Below are 20,152 nucleotides of genomic sequence, written 5' to 3'. Positions count from 1 at the left end.
ATGCAACCGCTCATTATATCCCTTTGACACGTCACCAGATGGCATGGCGCGCCGCGCAGGATTTGCCGGAGGGCGCTTACGTCAATCTCGGTATCGGCATTCCGACGCTGACCTCGGGCTTTGTGCCGAAAACCCGCGAGGTGATTTTTCACAGCGAGAACGGTGTGCTCGGTATGGGTGGCCCGCCGAAGCCCGGTGAGGAAGATGAAGAACTCACCGATGCGGGTAAGAATCTGACAACGTTGGTGACCGGCGGGTGTTACGTCCATCACGCCGATGCGTTTCTGATGATCCGCGGCGGCCATCTCGATGTCAGCCTGCTCGGCGCATTCGAGGTGTCGGAAAAGGGCGATCTCGCCAACTGGACCACGGAGGACACTGAATTTCCGCCGGGTGTCGGTGGGGCGATGGATCTTGCGGTCGGCGCCAAGGAAATTCGCGTCCTTATGGAGCACACCGACAAGAAGGGGCAGCCACGCATCAAGTTCCGCTGCAGCTATCCGCTCACAGCGGCAGGCGTGGTGAAGCGCATCTACACCAACTATGCGGTGATCGATGTCACGCCGGCGGGCCTCATGGTGGCCGAGATGGTCCCGGGCATGACGCTGGAGACATTGCAGGCCATGACAGAGCCGAGATTACAGCTTGCGCCCGGCTGCAAGGACATGATGCAGCCCGCGCGCGCGGCCTGATCCAGCAGTGGAACCCGTGTGGCCGGTCCGGTCGCGGGTTCCAGATGGAACCACTTTCTCCTCGCGGTGTTGGTACTGCGGACGGTGGCGGTTGTGCCGCCGTCCGGCGGAGCGGCATGGAACCATCAGGTCCGCGCCATTCGCTGATAGTTGCGTGTTGGGGAACCTGCGCAAAATTTCAACACTTGCCGTAATGCATTTTGCATTAGGCAGTGCCCGCCACCAGTTTCGCCGGTCACGGCGTCCATCGAAGGGTCGAAAGTGGAACCGGGAGAAGGGACGGCGGGATGTCAGCTTTGACAAACATCCAGATCTCCCCGGCACAGACCTCACCGCGGAAAAGCGCTTCCGCTATCACGCTCGCCCAAGGAACTGTCGAGACAGATATCCCCGCACGCCTGGATTCGCTGCCATGGAGCGGATTTCATACCCGCGTGATCGCGGCGCTTGGCATCACCTGGATTCTCGATGGTCTCGAGGTGACGCTTGCGGGTGCATTGTCGGGTGCGCTGAAGGATAGCCCGGTTCTCAAGTTCACCAACACCGATATCGGCATCGCCACCAGTGCGTATCTGGCTGGCGCCGTTCTCGGAGCGACCGGTTTTGGCTGGCTAACGGATCGGATCGGGCGCAAGAAACTGTTCTTTGTGACGCTTGCGGTCTATCTAGCGGCCACCGCGGCAACGGCATTCTCGTGGAGTCTCGCAAGCTTCGCATTCTTCCGGTTTTTGACCGGCGCGGGCATCGGCGGCGAATACACCGCAATCAATTCGACCATTCAGGAGCTTGTGCCCGCACGCTATCGCGGTCGCACCGATCTGATCGTCAACGGCAGCTTCTGGATCGGGGCGGCGATAGGTGCCGTGAGCGCAATCGTCCTGCTCGATCCGAATGTCATCGATCCTGAAAAGGGTTGGCGGCTGGCGTTTCTGACGGGCGCTAGCCTTGGCTTGATTGTGTTTGTGATGCGGTTCTGGATTCCCGAAAGTCCGCGCTGGTTGATAATTCACGGCCAACCGGAGCGGGCCTTGAAGATCGTGAACGACATCGAATCCTCGGTAATGGCCGAGGCGCGTGGCAGCGGTTCTCAGTTCCCCACAATCAAACTGAAAATGCGCACGCATACCCCGTTGCGCGAGGTCGCCGTCACCCTGTTCCGGACCTATCGCAGTCGCTCCCTGGTGGGACTGTCGCTGATGGTGGCGCAGGCATTCTTTTATAATGCGATTTTCTTCACCTATGCTTTGGTTTTGACAGATTTCTTCGCTATCCCCGCCGCAAATGTCGGCTGGTATATCCTGCCCTTCGCGGCTGGAAATTTTCTCGGGCCACTGCTGCTCGGTTCGCTGTTCGATACCCTTGGACGGCGCACCATGATCGCGCTGACCTACAGCGTGTCCGGTATCCTGCTCGCCGTGTCGGGATATCTGTTCTCGATCGGCTCACTCACTGCGCAAACCCAGACGATCGCCTGGATGGTGATCTTCTTCTTTGCGTCGCCGGCAGCCAGTGCTGCGTATCTTACTGTGAGCGAGACATTCCCGATCGAGGTGCGCGCGCTGGCCATCGCGTTGTTTTATGCGATCGGCACCGGCATCGGCGGCATCGCCGGGCCTGCGCTGTTTGGCGTCCTGATCGACACCGGCTCGCGCGACAGCGTGTTCGCCGGCTACCTGCTCGGATCTGCTTTGATGATTGCCGCGGCCTTTATCGCGTGGCGCTACTGCATAAATGCCGAGTGCAAATCACTTGAGGAGGTTGCGCGGCCGCTGGCGGCGCAAGAGTAACCGGATGGATGATCGCGTGATTGAGAATTCTACCGCAAGAGCTGTGGCAGACGTTCTGTCGGCCCCGGCTGGAATTGCACCGGAACTGGACCAGACAGCGTTGCTGCTCGACATCGACGGCACACTGCTCGAACTTGCGCCGACACCCCGTGACGTCGTGGTGCCGCCGGAACTCGGCTTGGTTCTTCAAACGCTGCACGACCGGTTGGATGGCGCGCTTGCACTGGTCAGCGGCCGCTCGCTGACCGACATCGATGTCATCTTTGCACCGCTGCAGTTTCCGGCCGTTGGCGGTCATGGTGCGGAAATGCGGCTGTCGATCGAGAGCGAGGCGGTCGCATCACACGCCCCGCCGATGGATAATGATCTGAAGCGACGTTTCATCGCCATCTCTCACCTCAGCCCCGGCATCCTGTACGAGGATAAGGGATACTCCGTCGCGTTACACTACAGGCTTGCGCCGCAATTCGAGCGAACGATCTACGAAGCGGTGTCCGCGATCCGCGCCGATCTGCCGCAAGCGCCGATTGAGGTGCTTCCGGGGAAATTCGTGTGCGAGATCAAGCCTGCGGGCTTCACCAAGGCGACCGGTGTTCGCGAATTGATGAATCATGCGCCTTTCTCCGGGCGCAATCCCATATTCATTGGTGACGATGTCACCGACGAATCCGTATTCGCCATCATGCCGGCGTTTCACGGAGTGTCATTCTCGGTGGGCCGGCGTGCGCACGGCGTCAACGGGCAATTCAAAGCCCCGAAGGACGTTCGCGCCTGGCTCACGCACTTGCTCGACGAAGAAGCGATGGCAGCGCAATGAATATTCCCAAGGCAGTCACTGCATCACAGACTGAAACTGGCGCGAAGATCGATCATGGCCTCGATCTCGCGGTGATCGGAAACTGCAAAACAGCAGCACTGGTCGACCCGACGTCGCGATTGGTGTGGTGGTGTTTCCCGCGCTTCGATGCCGATCCGGTGTTCTCCCGTTTGCTTGCGGGCGACGAAGAGAAAGGTTTCAGCGACGTCATGCTCGACGGCATGGTGGATTTCAAATCCGAATACGTCCGCAATACGGCTCTGGTTGAAACCATTCTGACCGATGCCAAGGGCAATGCCGTTCGCATTACCGATTTCGCACCGCGTTTTCGACAGTATGGACGCATGTTCCGGCCGCCGCAGCTCTTTCGCATCATCGAGCCGATTGCCGGGTTGCCGCGTATTACCATTCGCATCCGGCCGACGCATGCCTATGGCAAACCGCTGAAGCGCAGCTCGCTTGGCAGCAATCACATCCGTTATGTCGAGGAAGAATCATCGGTTCGCGTCACCACTGATGCGCCAATCGCCATGATCGAGCATGAATCGCCGTTCGTGCTGACGCGGCCGGTGCACATGGTGTTTGGTCATGACGAACCCTATCCCGGCGACCTCGCGGCGACTGCGAAGTCGTTCGCCGAGCAGACCAAGGCGTACTGGCTGCGTTGGGTGCGGCGTCTCTACATCTCTTATGACTATCAGGAAGCCATCATTCGTGCCGCGATCACGCTCAAGCTGTCGAATTTTGAGGAGACCGGCGGCATTATCGCCGCGCACACCACATCGATACCAGAAGCGCCGGGTTCTGGCCGCACGTGGGATTATCGGTTCTGCTGGCTGCGCGATGCCTACTTCGTGGTGAAGGCGTTGAATCGCGTTGGTGCGACGCAGACGATGGAGGATTTCATCGGGTTCACGCTGTCATTGGCAGCAAACACAGATGGGCCGTTGAAACCGGTCTACAGCGTCGTGCCGAATCTCCCGCTCGACGAATGGATAGCGACCGATCTCAAGGGTTATCGGGGCGATGGCCCGGTTCGCGTCGGCAACGCTGCCGTCGCGCAGAGCCAGCACGATACCTATGGCAGCGTGATCCTCGCGGCGCTGCCGCTATTCTTTGATCGCCGGTTGCCGACCCCGGGTGGGGAGAAGCTGTTTCATCTGCTTGAGGATCTTGGAGAGAAAGCAGCCAGTGTGGCGCTGAAGCCCGATGCCGGAATCTGGGAATATCGCGGACGCCAACGTGTTCACACACACTCTGCGGCGATGTGCTGGGCCGGCGTTAACCGGCTTGCATCTATTGCGGCGCGGCTCGGTTTGCACGATCGCGCAGCTTACTGGAATTCGATTGCCGATCCCATTCATAAGGAGTTACTCGAACGCGCGTGGAACCCGAAACGCGAAGCATTCACTGCTGCATTCGGCTCCGACGATCTCGATGCCAGCGTGCTGCTGCTGCCTGATCTTGGCGTATGCGAGGTCGACGATCCGCGCTTCATCAAGACGGTGGCGGTCATGGAGCGGGAGTTGCTGCGCGAGAAGCACGTGATGCGCTACGCGGCAGAAGATGATTTCGGGTTGCCCGTGACTGCGTTCCTGATCTGCCGGTTCTGGCTGATCGATGCATGGTGGCAGCAGGGGCGGCGGGAGGAAGCACGCGAGGCATTTGTTGATGCGCTTGCCCATCGCAACCGCTACGGCCTGTTGTCGGAAGACGTTGATCCGAAAACCGGTGCCCTGTTCGGGAATTTTCCGCAGACCTATTCGATGGCGGGACTAATTCTTACCGGCATGAAGTTGTCGCGGAACTGGGAAGATCGCTATTGGCGCAGTTAGCATTGCTGTTTCGAAAGCTATGCGCTCGGTTGTATCGGATTCGTTTCATCGCGATGAAGCACGAAATACGTGACGGTATTTTGCATACGTGCGCGTTGCGCGATTCCAGTTGTGTCAAGACTATGCAAATCGTTTTTAATGCTTCACCCTTTGCTTAATGGAACCCGGTTCCACTTTGCTCGCCTGAATTTGACGTTAATCAGTCTGAAGGGTGGCAAGGAACCATATTGATGAACAGGTGTTGGTTTTGCGACTGCAAAGCTAGGAGGGCACCCTGTGGATCTCGTCGTTGTTTCCAACCGTGTCGCTCGTGCAAAAGTAAATGAGCCGATGACCGGTGGACTGGCAGCAGCGCTGCTGCCTGTCGTTGAAAAATCCGGCGCGATCTGGGTTGGCTCATCCGGTCGCGTCCGCGACAATGTTTCCAAGGATTCTTTTGCTGAAATCGAATCGCTTGGCGCAGGCGCTCTGGCGTTGCTTGATCTTCCTGCAGCACATTATGGCGGCTATTATGAAGGCTTCGCCAATTCTGCCTTATGGCCCGCGCTGCATTCGCGTACCGATCTAATCAGCGTGTCGCAGGACAACTATCAGTGCTATCGCGAAGTGAATGCATTCATGGCGCGCGCGCTGATGCGCTTCAACAAGCCGACCGCGGCGTTCTGGGTTCAGGACTATCATTTCCTCACGCTGGGTGCTGAGATGCGCGATCTCGGGGTCCGCAATCCGCTTGGCTTCTTCCTGCATACACCGTGGCCCGCACGTCGCGTGATTGCGGGCGTTCCGCATCATCGTGACTTGGTCGAGTCGATGCTCGCGTATGATTTGATTGGCTTCCAGACCGAAGATGACTGCGAGAATTTCACGACCTATTTGCGTGCGGAACTCGGTCTTGAGGTCCAGGGCGGCATCGTCTCTTCGCGCTTTGGCACCTCGCGCATCGGGGCATTTCCTATCGGCATCGATGTCGAGGGGTTCGCGGCGCAGGCCCAGCGCGCGGCATCGCACCCGGATGTGTCGCGGCTACGCAAGAGTTTACATGGCGAACGGCTCGCGATTGGCGTCGACCGGGTGGATTATTCCAAGGGGCTGGTCAATCGTATTAGCGCTTTCGACAGGCTATTTGAAATCCAGCCGTCATTAAAGCGCTCGGTGTCGTTGTTGCAGATTGCGACGCCGTCGCGCGGGGGTATCGAGGCCTATAGCAACCTGCAGGATGAATTGTCGAAGCAGGTGACAGAGGTCAACGGCCGTCATGGCGAAGTGGATTGGACGCCGATCCGCTATCTCAGCAAGGGGTTTAGCCAGACCGTACTCGCTGGCTTCTATCGCGCTGCGCAAGTTGGCGTGGTGACGCCGCTGCATGACGGGATGAACCTTGTCGCCAAGGAGTATGTCGCTGCGCAAAATCCCATTGATCCTGGCGTTCTCGTGCTGTCAAAATTCGCCGGTGCGGCAAACGAACTCGACACCGCACTGCTGGTCAATCCGCACGATATAGACGGCATGGCGCGCACCATTGCCGCCGCGTTGTCGATGCCAGCGACCGAGCGCCGGATGCGGTGGGAGGCGATGATGGCCAAGCTGCGGGCGGGCACGATCCATAACTGGTTTGCCGAATTCATTGAGACATTGGAGACCGCGCATATGGCGATGGGACCGAGCCTGTTGCCATCGGTTGTTCGGCCGTTGCGTGTAGCCGGTGGATCGTCCCTGGGCAATGGAGGCATGCGCGATTTGTCACGTTTTGTGCCCCGTCCCGTGGCCAATTAACGCCAGAACTTCAAATATTTACGGAATATTTTCAGTCAGCGCCCGCGCTCTCTTGCAAATCGGCGCGCACCCCTTCATGACAGGCGCGTGGAGAGGTGGCCGAGTGGTTGAAGGCGCACGCCTGGAAAGTGTGTATACGGGAAACCGTATCGCGGGTTCGAATCCCGCTCTCTCCGCCACTTCAGTCCCTGAATGGGCACTGAGTTTACGCTACCGTTCGCCACAAGCGCCTGAAGCAGCCGAGACTTCGATCCCATGATGCGGACCTCGCCATCGGCGACCTCGACGCGCTGGGCGAGCGCGCGGAGATGGTCGCGGCGGTAGCCGCCGCCTTCAAGCCGGATGCGCTGGCGCGCGGCGCGGGCAAACTTGCTGAGCATCTGCGGCGTGACCGCCTTGCTCCCTGAGTTCTGGAGCATGGCCTGGGCGCGCTCGGCATCGGCCTTCGCCTGATCGCGGATGGCCTTGAGGCCGTCGATGCGGTCCTTGAGCGCCGGGTCGTCCAGGTCGGCGACGCCCGCCTCGATAGCGTCGTAGAGCCGCTTGAGGCGCGCTTCGGACTCTGCCGCTCGCTTGTTCAGTTCGGCAATGTGCTCGCGCTGACGCTCGCTGCGCTCCTGCCTCCGGTCGAGCACGGCGGCGAGGATCGTTTCCAGCCGCTCGGGCTGGAGCAGACGGTCTTCGAGATGGCTGGCGACCAGATCGTCCAGCTTGTCCATCGGCACCGCCATGCCCTCGCAAGCGGTCGGCCCCTGCCGGGCTTTCATGGAGCAGGCGTAATACCGATAGCGCCCGCCCTTGCCGGTGCGGATGGTCATGGCCCCACCGCACTTGGCGCAGTGGATCAGGCCGGTAAGAAGGGTTGGGCCGCTGATGACGGCGGATGGCGTCACTGCGGGATGGCGGGCCTTGAGCAGCGCCTGCACCGCGTCAAAGGTCTCTCGGTCGATGATTGGCGGCACCGGCACGACGACGATCTCGCTGATGGGTTTCAATTCCTTGCTCTTGGACCGTTTGTTGAACTCGTGCTCGCCCATGTAGGTGCGGCGGGTCAGGATGCGGTGGACTTGGCCGATGCCCCAGCGCCCGCCGTCGCGGGTGAAGATGCGGTTGCGGTTCAGATGGCTGACGATGTTCTTCACGCCCATCTGGCCGTGGTCGCCATCGCCGTGGAGCGCAAGCCGGTAGATAAGCCGCACCGTCTCCGCGTGGAGCGGGTCGATCTCCAGCTTCTTCTTGGTCTTCGCGCCGCGCTGCTCGGCCGCGACGACGCGGTAGCCGATGGGCGGCAGCGAACCGTTCCAGAAACCTTGCCGTGCATTCTCCTTCAAGGCGCGGATGACGTGCTTGGCGTTTTCCTTCGACTGATATTCGTCGAACAGCGCCATGATCTGCCGCATCATGACGTGCATCGGATCGTCGCCCATCTCCTGCGTGATCGAGACGAGCTTCACCCCGTTCTTCGCCAGCTTCCTGACATAGAACTCCAGCTCGAAATGGTCGCGGAAGAAACGGCTGAACGAGTGCACCACGACCACATCGAAGGGCGCGGGCTTCGACGTGCCCGCCTCGATCATACGCTGGAACTCGGGGCGACGGTCGTTGGTCGCCGATGCGCCCGGCTCCACATAGGTTTCGACGAGCTGATAGCCGCGCGAGGCGCAATAGGCTTCGCCCTGGCGCTTCTGATCGGGGATGGAGACATCATGCTCGGCCTGCCGCGCCGTCGAGACGCGCAGATAGAGAGCGGCGCGCTGCGGTACGGTCATGGGCAATGCCTCCTTCTCAACTGTTGTTCCGGCCCGAGCGGTGAGGTCGCATGACTCAGGCCGCGCTCTGCAACGGGCGTGCGCGCTTGATCCGCTCGCGCTCCTTCGGCGTGTTCATCACCTCCCAAAGATCGCTGCGCCGCTGCACGTTGAGCCAGAAGTCGGGGCTGTTGCCGAACACACGGGCCAGGATCAGGGCCGTCGCCGCCGTCACGTTTCTGCGGTTGCCGCACAGTTCGTTGACATGCTTGCGCTGAACGCCCATCGCCTCGGCGAGCGCACCCTGCGTCAACCCCATCGGCTGCATGAACTCTTCGGTGAGGATTTCGCCGACAGTCGCCGGCTTGCGCTTGGTGGTCAGCATCTTTGCCTCGCTTTCATCGGTAGCTGTGATCGTCCAGATAAATTCCGTCCGCCTCGCCGCGCACGCCATCCCAGCGGAAGATCAACCGCCATTGCTGGTTGACGCGGATCGAATGCAACCCCGCCAGATTGCCGCGCAGCTTCTCGAAGTGATTGCTGGGCGGTACGCGCAAGTCCTGATCGGTCACGGCGTCGTCGATCATCTGGAGCTTTCTGAACAACCGGGCTTCGAGATCGGCCGGGATGTTGCGGGAGCGGACATCATCCACAAAGAAGGCCCGCAACCAGTCATCCCGAAAGCCTACGATCACAGGCTCACTCCAACGATGGGAGTATGTACCACACTATAACTCATTCCGCAATAGGGGATGTTCAAGCGTCCGGCCCAAACAGTTCGTCGAACAAATCGCCGAACCATCGCTCGAAGACCTCGATCTCGGCTTCCGTCACCGGAACGGGATCGGGCCAATCGTCGGTGACGGTCCATGTGGAGAGGTCGTGTTTGGGCGGCCTGCCGGGGAACGGCCACGGATAGCCTAACAGCGCTTCAAGCTGCTCCGATGCTGTCGGCGGCTTGGCGCCTCTGCGATGCGGCGCGGTGTCTGCCCGATCAGTCATTGAAGTCAGACCCGCTTCGCGGTCGCCACGCCACGGGATCGGCGACCCAGCGGTCGATGTCGGATTCCCTCCAGCCGGCGCCGTTGATGCTGATCTTAATCCGGGGCGGGAACGTGCCCTCGGCGATCTTGCGGTAGATGGTGGACCGGGACAGGCCGGTGCGGGCGAGAATGGTTTTCATGCGGACGATACGGTCTGGTGCGGGCATGGCTTCGCTGCCTCCTGCCGGGTTTTACTGACGATTGCAGAGACCAGACAGACCAAGGATTTCTTGTTGTGCAAGAGTGATTTAGGCGTCGTAGGGCTGTGGGGTATAGGCGGCGGAAAATAGGCGGTGTTAGAGTCCGATGCCCCGGCCTATGCCGAGGTCGATGCCGTGGCTGAAGGCGAGTTCCCGACCAAGGCTGCGGCCCGAGTCGATCCCGATGCCGAGGTCTCTCTTGCGGCCTTCGAGGATGGATTCAAGCTGCGGATCGCGTTCGAGACTCTTTGCCATGTCGCCCATCGCCGACCGCGTGGCCTTGTAGCCGGACATGTCGCCCGCTTGGTACTGGTGCTGGCTGGCGCGGTCGAGGCTCCGCCAACGCTCCACGAAGCGGTCGGCGCGGCGCTGCGGATCGGTGCGCAGCTCGGTCTCGAGCTGTAGGGCGCGGATCGCGCGGGCGGTGCGTCCCGTGGCCGCTTCCGAGGCAAGTTCCGGGCTCTTCTTGTAGGCGGCCTCGGCATCGTGCGAGCCATGGGGCCGCACCTCCTCGAAGACCTTGCGGGCTTCTTGCAATTCCTTCACCTGCTCCGGGCTGGCATTGCCGCCCCGCTCCTGCACCTCGAAGATCGCATCCACGGCGCGGGCATGGCGGATGAGCGCCTTGGTCCGGGCGCGGCGCAAAGCCTTCTCCGGGTCTGCCGCATTCTCCCTTTCCAGCGCCGCCCGTTCCGGCTCCTGCCCGCCATCGGCAGGCAGGCGCAGGCCATCGAACATGCCGCGCACCTTCTTGGGAACCTGCTTGACGATCTCGACCACCCGCTCCACGCGCCCGCGGAAGGTGATGCCGCGCCGCTCGGCGTAGCTCTGTGCCGGCTCGTAATCTGACGCCATGTCCTTGGCGCGGTCGCGCGACAGGGTGCGGACAAGCCTATTCTCGTCAGCGAAGTCATCGCGGCCATAGTGCAGGTCCATGCTGTCGCGATGGCGCGACAGGGCGACATAGCTGCCGTGAGCATCCAGGCCCGGTGTCGCCAGAACATGCGTGCGGTCCACGGTCATGCCCTGCGCCTTGTGGATGGTCGCGGCATAGCCGTGGTCGATGCGGTCGTAATCCTTGAGGTCGAAGCCAACGGAACGGCCATCATCGGTGAGCACGGTTATGCTCTGCGTGCTGACCTGTTCGATGGTGCCGAGCGTGCCGTTCTTGACGCCAAGGCCGCGCTCGTTCTGAAGGAACATGACGCGATCTCCGCTGGCGAAGCCGCGCTCACCGCGTTCGACCACCAAGCGCACGTCATCGCCGAGATCGCCGGCTTCCCGCATCCGTTCGCGCGCGGCCTCGTTGAGGGCGCGAACCTCGTCGTTGGTGTGGGTGAGTATGATGCGGCTGCGGTCAGGCGACGCCTGCCGGTCGCGATCCCAGCGGTCGATCAGATCATCGCGCGCCCGTTCGCGTGACGCGGCCTCATGCAACATGCCGTGACTGTCATAGGCATGGATCGCATCGCCGGTTCGGCCGGTCGCCAGATCGCGCGTGGCGTCGCGCTGCCAGTCCTCCCGCTGGCGGCGCACCTCGCCGATCTCCGCCCCGCCGTGGCGCTCGAAGATCGAGCGGAACGCCGCGCCGGCCTCGATGGATTGCAACTGCTGGGGATCGCCGACCAGCACCACCTTGGCGCCAGCCTCGGCGGCATGGGACAGCACGCGCTCCAACTGGCGCGTGCCGACCATGCCCGCCTCGTCGATGACAAGCACATCGCGGGAAGTGAGCACGTCGCGGCCCTGTCCCCAACCATGTTCCAAGCTGGCGATGGTGCGTGATGCGATGCCCGATCCGCTTTCCAGATTCTCGGCGGCGATGCCGGACAGCGCCACGCCCCGGACTTCATAGCCAGCCGCTTCCCAGGCTTCGCGCGCCACGCCCAGCATCGCGCTCTTCCCCGTCCCGGCATAACCGACCACAACGCCCAGATCGCGCCCGTCCGTGATATGCGCCAGCGCCTCGGCCTGCTCTCCCGAAAGGACAAGGCCGCGCGCTTCCGCACGCGCCAGCGCCGTTTCGCGGTCTCTGTCGCCGACCTCATGGCGCTCCTTCTCCGCCATGACTTCGGCGGCGCGGTGCAGGCGCTGTTCGGTCTCGATCATGTCGCGGGTGGTGAAGCGGTCCTCGCCCCGTTCGTCCCTGCCAAGTTCGACCAGATCGGGAGCGCCACGCATCGCGCCCATGACCTCGTTGAACTGGTCGATCCCGTCACTGTGCCGGTGCGCGAACATCGCCATGTCGCGCCGCGTGAAGGTGGATTGCTGGTGCGTGATGGCGTCCAGCGCGATGGAAGGATCGGCGATGATGCGGGCGCCGTTGTTGTGCGCGATCTCGCGGTGCATTTCCGCGCGGTCGGCGGCCTCGATCCCTTCGCCTTCGATCCGTTGCGCGGGCGCGCCGATCTGGCTTTGCGGCTCCAGCGCGATGCCCTGCGCCTCAAGGCTGCGATGGTCGATGCGCGCGTCGATGTCGAGTTCGGCCAGCCGCTCGTTGGCCAGTTCGGCCCAGCGTTCGCGCCAACGCTCGACCATCTCGGTGCGGTTCCACTCCCGCACCTTCGGGCCGAAGCCGTCCTCGTCCACGGATCGCATGTTCAGCATGACATGGGCGTGAGGCTTGGCCGTCCCATCCTCGGCCATGTCCCAATGCACATTGAGGTCGGCGATCATGCCCTGATCGACAAATTCGGACTGCACGAAGTCGCGGGCCAGTTCGATGCCCTGTGCTTGCGTCATCTCGCGTGGCAAGGCGAACTCCACCTCGCGGGCAAGCTGGGCGTCCTTCCTGACCTCGAACGCCTCGACATCGTTCCAAAGCCGCTCGCGGTCGCGCCATTGTTCGGGCGCATCTTCCGGCAGCATGACCTCGGAATGGATGACGCCGCGCTTGTTGGAGAAGTCATGGCTTCGCTCAAGCCGGTCGTCGCGCAACCGCGAGGCCGAGCGGTAGGCGGCGGAGGCCACCGCGCTGGAGCCGGACTTGCGGCCGATGACCTTGACGTGAAGATGAAAGATCGCCATTGCGATCCGAACATCACCACGGCGAAGCGCACGTCGGAACGACGTATAAGCGCGCCCTCGAAACTAATTTCTCGGGACTGCTCGCGCCGTTCCAGCCCGTCCCGGCAACCTTACAGCATTCTGGCAGGCCCTCAACTATCATCGCTCCATCAACAGCTTATGGAGGACATGATGCGCAAGCCACGGGACTTCGACGCGGAACTGAAGTCGCTTGAAGACAAGGCGCGAGACCTGAAAGCCCGCAAGGTGCAGCAGCTTGGCGAACTGGTCATCTCGACCGGCGCCGACGCCCTCAGCGCCGACGAACTGGCGGGCGCGCTGATCGTGCTGGCCGAAACCAAAGACGCCGGAAAGAGGGAGGCATGGGCCAAGCGTGGCGCCGCGTTCTTTCAGGGCCGGTCGCGGCGAGCTGCATCAGCGTCTGACCGCGACGCGGGCAGCGCTCAACCGCAACCGGGCCGCGCGCAACCGGCATCTGGCGGCGCGGGCGCGGCATGACATGCGCGCCTGGCAGGTGGAGCGCCGAAAGCGCACGCGACATCTGATCGAACTCGGCGGCCTCGTCGTCAAGGCCGGGATCGTCGACCTGACAGGCAACGACCGCGCCATGATCTACGGCGCGCTGCTCTGGATGGCCGACAAGCTGCAAAGCGATCATGGCGAACAGGCCCGCATGCTCTGGGCCGAAAAGGGGAAAGAAGCGTTCGCAGCGCAACGGAAAGAAGAGACGCCCACCGTCGCGCAAGGGCACCATGGTCGGGCATGACCGATGGGGGGCATCAGCGCCGAACACACATCAGTCACTGTTCTCAAACCGAGATTTGGACCGAAAATTCAAATCGTAGACTGACGACGATGAGGGTGATGTTTTCAAGTCTTGTGGCGATGTGATGGACGACACAATAGCCTTTCCTTAAATCCTCTTGAGCGCTGGCGCCTTGCGTTCAAGCCAGCGCGCTTCGGCGACGCTCGGCTCGAGCGCAAGGGCTTTGCGGTATGCGACCAGCGCCGCGTCAGTTCGGCCAGTGCGGGCGAAAAGATCGGCCCGTACCGCGTGATAGGGAAGAAAGTTTTCAAGAGATTGTGACGCGAGCGATTCGACTTCGCACAGTGCGGCAGCGGCGCTTACGATCTCGGCCGGTCGACCGCTCGGTTCAGCCGCACGATCAGGTCGTCGCGCAGTTCCAGAAGCTGATCGTAGCGACAGAACGGCTGCCCAGGGCGGCGGTTCCTTCAGACCCCGCCGCGAGCACCAGGTGCGCTACAACTGGGCCGGCAAAATGCGCGAAACCGATGGGCCAAGCGTCCTCGCCTTGATCAGCGCGGCGTCCGCTTCCGCGATTAAGTCGCGGCGCCAAAGCCCACGATAGAGCCGTCTGAGCTTCTTGAGGTTCATCGAGATACCCTGGCGCTGGAGCATCACATGGATGCGCCTGTAGCCGAAGCGGCGGCGTTCCGACGCCATCATCTTCATCGCTTCCCGCAGACTGGCGTCGTCAGAGCGAACGGACCTGTAGCGCACGCTCGAGCGGTCCACCGCAAGGACTTCACACGCCCGCCGCTGGCTCACACCGTGCTCCGTGCAGGCATGCGCCACGGCCTCCCGCTTCGCGGCGGGCGTCAGCATTAATGGGATGGTCCGCCCCGTCTCCCCGCCTCATTCTGATGAGGCAGAGTCCGATAGAAGGGAGCAGCAAATGGCCATCCGCAACAAGCCACACGATGCCGCTGTGTTCGGCATCGATCTGGGCAAGAACCTCTTTCACGACTGCGGCCTCGACGCCGCCGGCACACCAGTCCAGCGAGCAACCTTCCGGCGCGAGACGCTCGTGCAATTTTTCGAGCGCGCAGCTCCAACCGTCGTCGGGATGGAGGCGTGCCCCGGTTCGCAATGGCTGGCGCGTAAGCTCCAGGCGATTGGGCACACGGTTCGCATCGTGCCGGCGAAGTTCGTGAAGCCCTACATCAAGAGCAACAAGAACGATCAGATCGATGCCGAGGCTATCGCTGAGGCGGTTTCGCGTCCGACGATGCGCTTCGTCGAGGTGAAATCACCCGAGCAGGTCGACCTCCAGGCCCTCCACCGGGTCCGTGACCGTCTTGTCGCGCAACGGACCCGCGTGATCTGCCAGATGCGGGCCTTCTGCCTCGAGTACGGGATCGCGATGCATCAGGGTGCTGGCCGGTTCAAGTCTGACTTTCCCGCCGTGCTGGCGGACGAGAGCAACGACCTGACGCCAGCGATGCGGCGTCTGCTGGCAAGCCTGTTCGAGGATGTCAGGGGGCTCGAAGCCCGCATCGCCGAGGTGACGCGTGAGATAGAGGACGTCGCGGCCACGGACGACACCGCAAGGCGCCTGATGACAATCCCGGGCATCGGCCCTCTTGCGGCCACAGGGCTTCTCGCGGCGGCCGGCAAGGGAACGCAGTTCCGCAAAGGGCGCCACATGGCCGCCTGGCTCGGGCTTGTACCTCGTGAGTACTCCACCGGCGGGAAAACGACGATGCTGGGGATCAGCAAGCGGGGCAGCTCGTATCTGCGTCGCCTCTTCGTTCATGGTGCGAGATCATGCCTGCTTCATCTCGACCGCACCCGGGACCGCCTCGGCGGCTGGCTCGACGGGTTGCAGAAGCGAATGCACAACAACAAGGCCGTCGTGGCGCTTGCCGCCAAGATGGCCCGAGTCGCCTGGGTGGTGATCACCAAGCCGGGCACAATCTACGAGCGGCGGGCGCCGGCCTCGGCCTGACGACCGTCCTCGACCAATTGCGAGGTTCGGGAAATTGATGACGAGACAGTTGATCGGCGCACCGTAAGCCCTGGGCAAAAAAACGGGCCTCCAGCCCGAAGCCAGTTATTCGGGAACGGCGTGCGCATCTCATCATGGCCTGGCCGCAACAGCGGCCCACTCGCGAGAGGCCGGATACATTTATGCAAACTGTTCGACATCGGCTTAAAGGCTCTTGCAAGGATGGGGCGGGTCATACATTTTTTGCGGCAACATCCTTCAGGATCGCGTTGTCGAGCATCGCCTCGCCCAACAGCTTCTTCAGCTTGACGTTCTCATCTTCCAGCGCCCGAAGCTTGCGGGCGCCGAACACGACCGCAAAGATCTTGATCCAGTAACGATAGAGATTGGCATATACTCCCCGTCCGGTCGTCAGCCACAAGGCTTCCAGGACCATCAGATAGCTCGCCAGGCCGATCGAAAAGGCAGGGAAGATGAAATGGAACGACACCGGAAACGCGAATTGCGCGCGAGCGAGAATTACCGGATCAAGATAGCTGGTCATTTCGCCCTCTTGACGGAACTGGCACATGACGTTGCGTCAAAGATGGCTTGGGCGCGATCAAATCCAGGAAGGCGCGCTGGGCGCGCGTCATGGAGAATTCCTTGTGGCGCAAGGCAAAGAAGCGCCGTTTGGGCAAATCGAGCTTCACCTGCACGAGGCTTCCTGCCTTCAGTGCGTTGCTGACCACCAGGCCGGACACGACGGTGACGCCAGCGCCGGCCTCGACGGCGGAGCGGACGGCTTCATTGGAGGGCAGTTCGAGAGATATCGCGAGGTCTCGTGGTGCTAGTCCGAATTGTGACAAGGTGGTTTCGAAGATGGCGCGCGTGCCGGAGCCATGCTCGCGCAGAACCCAGGGGCCGACACCGAGCTCGGCCGGCTGTCGCCGGGGATCATGGGCCCACGCGTGATCCGGCGGCACGACGAGAACCAGCTCATCCTCGGCGAATGGCGCGACCGAGACAGACGGGTCGTCGATCTCGCCCTCGACCAGCCCTAAATCAGCCAAGCCTTCATTGATCCGTCGGGCGACGCCATCGGTATTGTCGATGGTGAGAGTGATGGCCACGCCAGGAAACTGCGACCGAAAGCGTTTGATGAACGGCGGAAGCCAGTAATTCGCAATGGTCTGACTGGCTGCGATGACGAGCGAGCCGCGGGTCAGATCGGCAAGATCCGTCAGGACCTTCTCGGCAGCATGGACACGGGCGAGCACCGCCTTCGCTTCGCTGAGAAACAGTCGCCCGGCCTCGGTCAGAACGATGCGGCGTCCAACGCGATCGAAAAGCTTGGTTGCATAACGAGCCTCGAGCGCGGCGATCGCCGCGCTCGTGGCCGATTGCGTTAAGTTCAGATCGCGCGCGCCCTGCGTGACGTGCTCCCGCTCGGCGACGGCGACGAAGATCCGCAGTTGTTCGAGGGTCATCGGAAGGCTCTCAACTCGTCATCTTCACAAGCATCAAGCTGAAGCTCGCGATGAACAGGAAGGATGCAAGACCGAGCAGGAAGGGCCGAACGCCTTTAGCACGCAGCTTGCGAAGGTCAGTCTCCAAACCCATGGCGGCGAGCGCCATCGAGAGCAGGAAGGTCGTCACCATCACAATGATCGTCTTTGCCTCTACGGGAACGGTCACCACGCTATTGACACCAACGAGCGCGATGAAGCCGAGAACGAACCAGGGCATCGGCGGCTTGGCGCGCACGTAGCCATGGCCATGCTGTTCTGCCCTACGCGCCGCCAATAAACCCAAGGCGATAACCACCGGCGCCAGCATCATGACGCGCGACAATTTGGCGATCGTGCCGAAATCACCGGCCTGCTTGCCGTCCTGGAATGCCGCGGCGACGACTTGCGCGATCTCGTGTATCGACGCGCCCGCCCACAGACCGTAGCCGTGTGGGTTGAGATGGAGCAGCGCCGGCAACAGCGGATAGACAAACATCGCGATCGAACCAAAAACCGTGACGCAGGCGACGGCGTAGGCAACGTCCTCGTCATGAGCCTGAGTGACCGTATTGGTGGCAATAACCGCCGACGCGCCGCAGATAGACGTGCCGGCCGCGATCAGCTGCGCGAGCTTGCGCTCCACCCCGATTAGCCGGCCAAGCCACGTCGTGAAGACAAAGGTTGCAATCAGAGTCAGCACAATGACAGCGATGCCGGTCGAGCCGACTTCCGCCACCTGCGTTGCGGTCAACTGGAGCCCGAGCAGGATGATGGCGAGACGCAGGATCTTGCGCAGCGAGAAGGTCACTCCGCTTTTCGCGCGCACCGGCGTGCCGACGACATTGTTAAAGAAGATCCCGATCAGGATCGCCAGGATCATCGGGCTGAAAGCGGCAACGCCTGGCACCTGCCGAAGAGCGAACGCGGCTCCGGCGACCGCGGCGGTCAAGAAAAGCCCCGGCCAGACCGAGGCTGCGCGCGGCGGCTTACCTTCGATCCTGTGAGGATGAAGGCGGCCCGGTGGCAGCAGTTCCGGTTGGTCTTCATATTGCTGTCGAGCGAGTGCGGTCATTGTGTTGTCCCCTAATGGCCCGGGAGCAATCACACGAGCGGATCAATCGATCCAACGCATTGTTTTTGTCGTTTTGTTCGCCTGTGTCGAACGATTGGCCATCACCCGTCTCGCCGCGGAACAGAGACCCCACCATCGAGGGTCTTATAAACCGCCTCGGCGATCGGGAACAAACGGTCGCGATCCGAAGCTGCCGAAACCGCAAATCCGTAGCCCTGGTCAAGCCAGGCGAAGGTAGAAACGTCGCCTTCTTTCCAGAACCGGAAAGCGGTCTCCCCAGTCGCCGCGGCGCGCACATAAACGGTCAGACGCGTGCCGTTGTCATCGTCATACATCAGCATCGCCGCAGCTTCGCTCGCCGCCGGGAGGACCCGGCCGCCCATCAGACGAAAGCCGAACCTTGAAAGATCCGGAACACGAAGCGGCCGCCCCAGCCGCTTTGACAACCATTGGACGAGGTGAGCTTCGTCCGACGCACGCACCTCGACGGGATGGTTCACCTCGACGACAAAGGTGCGGTAGGCGGCAACGGCGTCGCGGGTAACGGCGACCGTCGGTGGCATCTCAACGGGCGCCGTGCCCCGCGCAATCCATCCCGCCCCGCCACCCAGGGTCAGTAAGAAGGCGGCCGCGATACCGTTTCGCAGCCAAACGCCGCGTTTGTGCCGACGCGAAAGGCGGATATTAGCGACCCTCAAGCGGGACGGGATTGGCTCGGTAAATTTGCCTGCAAGCTGACGGCGCAGCGTCTCGCGCTGATCACGGTCCTCCGCCAGCCGGGCCGCGAGTTCCGGATGATCCGCAAGGTAGGCATCGACTTCTGATCGCCGGACCTCGCTCTGGCGGTCGTCGACATAGGCCTGCAGATCGTCTTCGCCGATCGGAAGGGGCGTATTCGTCATTTGACCCTCCGAAGCGGGGTTACGCGCGAACCGCTCAGCAATGCGCGCAGTCCTTGTCGCGCACGAGACAGGCGAGACATGACGGTGCCGACCGGCACCGAAAGCACTCTCGCCGTCTCCTCATAGGACAGGTCCTCGACCCCGATCAGCAGAAGGATCGACTTATGATCCTCGGGCAGCCTTTCGAGCGCCGATAGAACGTCGTTCATCTCCAGCTGATCGGTCTGGTTTGGTGCCACGCTCGGCATTATCGACTCGTCGAGACGAACGCGAGTGCCCCGACGCTTCTGTCGATGATAGGAATTGATGTAGAGATTTCGAAGCATCGTGAACAGCCAGGCCCGCAGGTGACCGTCGTCGCGGCGCAGATACCAGCGCGACACGGCCCGCTCAAGACAGTCCTGCACCAGGTCGTCGGCGGCGTCATGGTCACGGACGAGCGCGTAGGCGTACCTGCGCAAGGCAGGAATCTGCGGTTCGATCAGCTTGGCGATCTCGTCCAACCCTTGAGCTCCTCATCCATTCGGCGAGGACGCCGGCACGGCATACCTCGCCGAACAGATCATCGTGAATCGGGGTCAGTAGCTCGCGTTCGGATTGACCTGCCAGATCTCGTCAGCGAGTTTCCCGTCCCTGTAAAGAAGAATATACCGCACCTTCACGGTATTCTTGCCCGTAAAGACCACATCGGCGGTCACGGTGGCTCCTTTGGGATTCGCCGCCTCACTGAGCGCCGCAATCGTGGTTTTCTGATCGCCCTGCGCTCCGGCAAACTTCGTCCAGACCTCCTTGAGCTTGTCGGGGCTCGCGTATGTCCCGTCGAGAGGTCCGCCGACCCAGTGAAGGGTGGCGGACGGCGCATAGGCGCCGACGACCGCCGCGACGTCGCCCTTGGCGATGCTGGCGATTCGGGCCTTGGCCATGTCTTCAGCGGGACCGGCAAAGGCCGGGGATGCGGCGATTGCCAGGGCTGCGGCCGCAACGGCGAGAGTGGGTAGGCGCATGAAGAGTTCTCC

18 protein-coding genes, 1 tRNA gene and 3 pseudogenes are annotated in these 20,152 nt (G+C 62.0%); 9 read left to right on the top strand and 13 right to left on the bottom strand.

Annotated elements, in window-relative coordinates:
* Nucleotides 1-38: 38 nt before the first annotated feature.
* The 6 genes from BN32_RS15350 (at nucleotide 39) to BN32_RS15325 (ending at nucleotide 7,083) form a co-directional block, all read left to right on the top strand.
* Nucleotides 39-692, top strand: a complete 654-nt coding sequence (locus BN32_RS15350; protein ID WP_019199475.1) for a 3-oxoacid CoA-transferase subunit B — start codon at nucleotides 39-41, stop codon at nucleotides 690-692.
* A gap of 287 nt (nucleotides 693-979) precedes the next feature.
* A complete protein-coding gene (locus tag BN32_RS15345) occupies nucleotides 980-2,479 on the top strand; it encodes an MFS transporter (RefSeq protein ID WP_040426579.1) in 1,500 nt (499 codons plus the stop codon).
* A 4-nt stretch (nucleotides 2,480-2,483) separates the two neighbouring features.
* Nucleotides 2,484-3,296, top strand: a complete 813-nt coding sequence (otsB, locus tag BN32_RS15340; RefSeq protein ID WP_040426774.1) for a trehalose-phosphatase — start codon at nucleotides 2,484-2,486, stop codon at nucleotides 3,294-3,296.
* Entirely contained in the window at nucleotides 3,293-5,131 is a 1,839-nt protein-coding gene (locus BN32_RS15335) for a glycoside hydrolase family 15 protein (protein ID WP_019199478.1), read from the top strand. Before otsB ends, BN32_RS15335 begins: the two co-directional genes overlap by 4 nt.
* A 276-nt stretch (nucleotides 5,132-5,407) precedes the next feature.
* On the top strand, nucleotides 5,408-6,904 hold the full coding sequence (locus tag BN32_RS15330) for an alpha,alpha-trehalose-phosphate synthase (UDP-forming) (protein WP_040426578.1): 1,497 nt from the start codon (nucleotides 5,408-5,410) through the stop codon (nucleotides 6,902-6,904).
* A gap of 89 nt (nucleotides 6,905-6,993) precedes the next feature.
* Nucleotides 6,994-7,083, top strand: a tRNA-Ser gene (locus tag BN32_RS15325).
* Here the strand turns inward: BN32_RS15325 and BN32_RS28230 are convergent.
* The 6 genes and pseudogenes from BN32_RS28230 to traA form a co-directional block, all read right to left on the bottom strand.
* Nucleotides 7,054-8,673: pseudogene (locus BN32_RS28230) on the bottom strand (recombinase family protein); the annotation flags it as partial. The gene BN32_RS15325 and the pseudogene BN32_RS28230 sit on opposite strands and share 30 nt — an antisense overlap.
* A 55-nt stretch (nucleotides 8,674-8,728) precedes the next feature.
* Nucleotides 8,729-9,037, bottom strand: a complete 309-nt coding sequence (locus BN32_RS15310) for a HigA family addiction module antitoxin (RefSeq protein WP_006023186.1) — start codon at nucleotides 9,035-9,037, stop codon at nucleotides 8,729-8,731.
* A 13-nt stretch (nucleotides 9,038-9,050) separates the two neighbouring features.
* Entirely contained in the window at nucleotides 9,051-9,347 is a 297-nt protein-coding gene (locus tag BN32_RS15305; RefSeq protein ID WP_006023185.1) for a type II toxin-antitoxin system RelE/ParE family toxin, read from the bottom strand.
* 61 nt (nucleotides 9,348-9,408) lie between these two features.
* Nucleotides 9,409-9,654 carry a hypothetical protein gene (locus tag BN32_RS15300; protein WP_006023184.1) on the bottom strand — a complete coding sequence of 82 codons (246 nt, stop codon included), beginning with the start codon at nucleotides 9,652-9,654 and terminating at the stop codon, nucleotides 9,409-9,411.
* A complete protein-coding gene (locus BN32_RS15295) occupies nucleotides 9,647-9,862 on the bottom strand; it encodes a helix-turn-helix transcriptional regulator (protein WP_006023183.1) in 216 nt (71 codons plus the stop codon). The genes BN32_RS15300 and BN32_RS15295 overlap by 8 nt, the downstream gene beginning before the upstream one ends.
* A 129-nt stretch (nucleotides 9,863-9,991) precedes the next feature.
* Entirely contained in the window at nucleotides 9,992-12,922 is a 2,931-nt protein-coding gene (traA, locus tag BN32_RS15290) for a Ti-type conjugative transfer relaxase TraA (protein WP_006023182.1), read from the bottom strand.
* Between the two features lie 171 nt (nucleotides 12,923-13,093).
* On the opposite strand from traA, the gene BN32_RS15285 reads away from it, so the two are divergent.
* Together BN32_RS15285 and BN32_RS15280 are read left to right on the top strand one after the other, a co-directional pair.
* Entirely contained in the window at nucleotides 13,094-13,420 is a 327-nt protein-coding gene (locus BN32_RS15285) for a conjugal transfer protein TraD (RefSeq protein ID WP_024920243.1), read from the top strand.
* Between the two features lies 1 nt (nucleotide 13,421).
* Nucleotides 13,422-13,688 (top strand): conjugal transfer protein TraD, encoded by a 267-nt coding sequence (locus tag BN32_RS15280; protein WP_011995933.1) that lies wholly within the window; start codon nucleotides 13,422-13,424, stop codon nucleotides 13,686-13,688.
* Between the two features lie 597 nt (nucleotides 13,689-14,285).
* Here BN32_RS15280 and BN32_RS15275 read toward each other — a convergent pair.
* A pseudogene (locus BN32_RS15275) lies at nucleotides 14,286-14,549 on the bottom strand (IS3 family transposase); the annotation flags it as partial.
* 70 nt (nucleotides 14,550-14,619) lie between these two features.
* Here BN32_RS15275 and BN32_RS15270 point away from each other — a divergent pair.
* Nucleotides 14,620-15,672 carry an IS110 family RNA-guided transposase gene (locus tag BN32_RS15270; protein ID WP_006023179.1) on the top strand — a complete coding sequence of 351 codons (1,053 nt, stop codon included), beginning with the start codon at nucleotides 14,620-14,622 and terminating at the stop codon, nucleotides 15,670-15,672.
* A gap of 343 nt (nucleotides 15,673-16,015) precedes the next feature.
* Here BN32_RS15270 and BN32_RS27760 read toward each other — a convergent pair.
* The 6 genes and pseudogenes from BN32_RS27760 to BN32_RS15240 form a co-directional block, all read right to left on the bottom strand.
* Nucleotides 16,016-16,216: pseudogene (locus BN32_RS27760) on the bottom strand (cytochrome ubiquinol oxidase subunit I); the annotation flags it as partial.
* Nucleotides 16,200-17,141 (bottom strand): LysR family transcriptional regulator, encoded by a 942-nt coding sequence (locus tag BN32_RS15260; protein ID WP_006023177.1) that lies wholly within the window; start codon nucleotides 17,139-17,141, stop codon nucleotides 16,200-16,202. The gene BN32_RS15260 and the pseudogene BN32_RS27760, both read right to left, overlap by 17 nt.
* Before the next feature lie 10 nt (nucleotides 17,142-17,151).
* A complete protein-coding gene (locus tag BN32_RS15255; protein ID WP_006023176.1) occupies nucleotides 17,152-18,234 on the bottom strand; it encodes a YeiH family protein in 1,083 nt (360 codons plus the stop codon).
* A 101-nt stretch (nucleotides 18,235-18,335) separates the two neighbouring features.
* On the bottom strand, nucleotides 18,336-19,136 hold the full coding sequence (locus BN32_RS15250; RefSeq protein ID WP_006023175.1) for an anti-sigma factor family protein: 801 nt from the start codon (nucleotides 19,134-19,136) through the stop codon (nucleotides 18,336-18,338).
* The gene (locus BN32_RS15245; RefSeq protein WP_006023174.1) at nucleotides 19,133-19,639 is read right to left on the bottom strand and encodes an RNA polymerase sigma factor; all 507 of its coding nucleotides are present in this window, start codon (nucleotides 19,637-19,639) and stop codon (nucleotides 19,133-19,135) included. Before BN32_RS15245 ends, BN32_RS15250 begins: the two co-directional genes overlap by 4 nt.
* A 75-nt stretch (nucleotides 19,640-19,714) precedes the next feature.
* Nucleotides 19,715-20,140, bottom strand: a complete 426-nt coding sequence (locus tag BN32_RS15240) for a nuclear transport factor 2 family protein (protein ID WP_006023173.1) — start codon at nucleotides 20,138-20,140, stop codon at nucleotides 19,715-19,717.
* Nucleotides 20,141-20,152: the final 12 nt, after the last annotated feature.

This window comes from Afipia birgiae 34632, from assembly GCF_000308295.2.
Lineage (GTDB): Bacteria > Pseudomonadota > Alphaproteobacteria > Rhizobiales > Xanthobacteraceae > Afipia > Afipia birgiae.
This window is presented reverse-complemented; position numbering and strand designations above follow the sequence as displayed.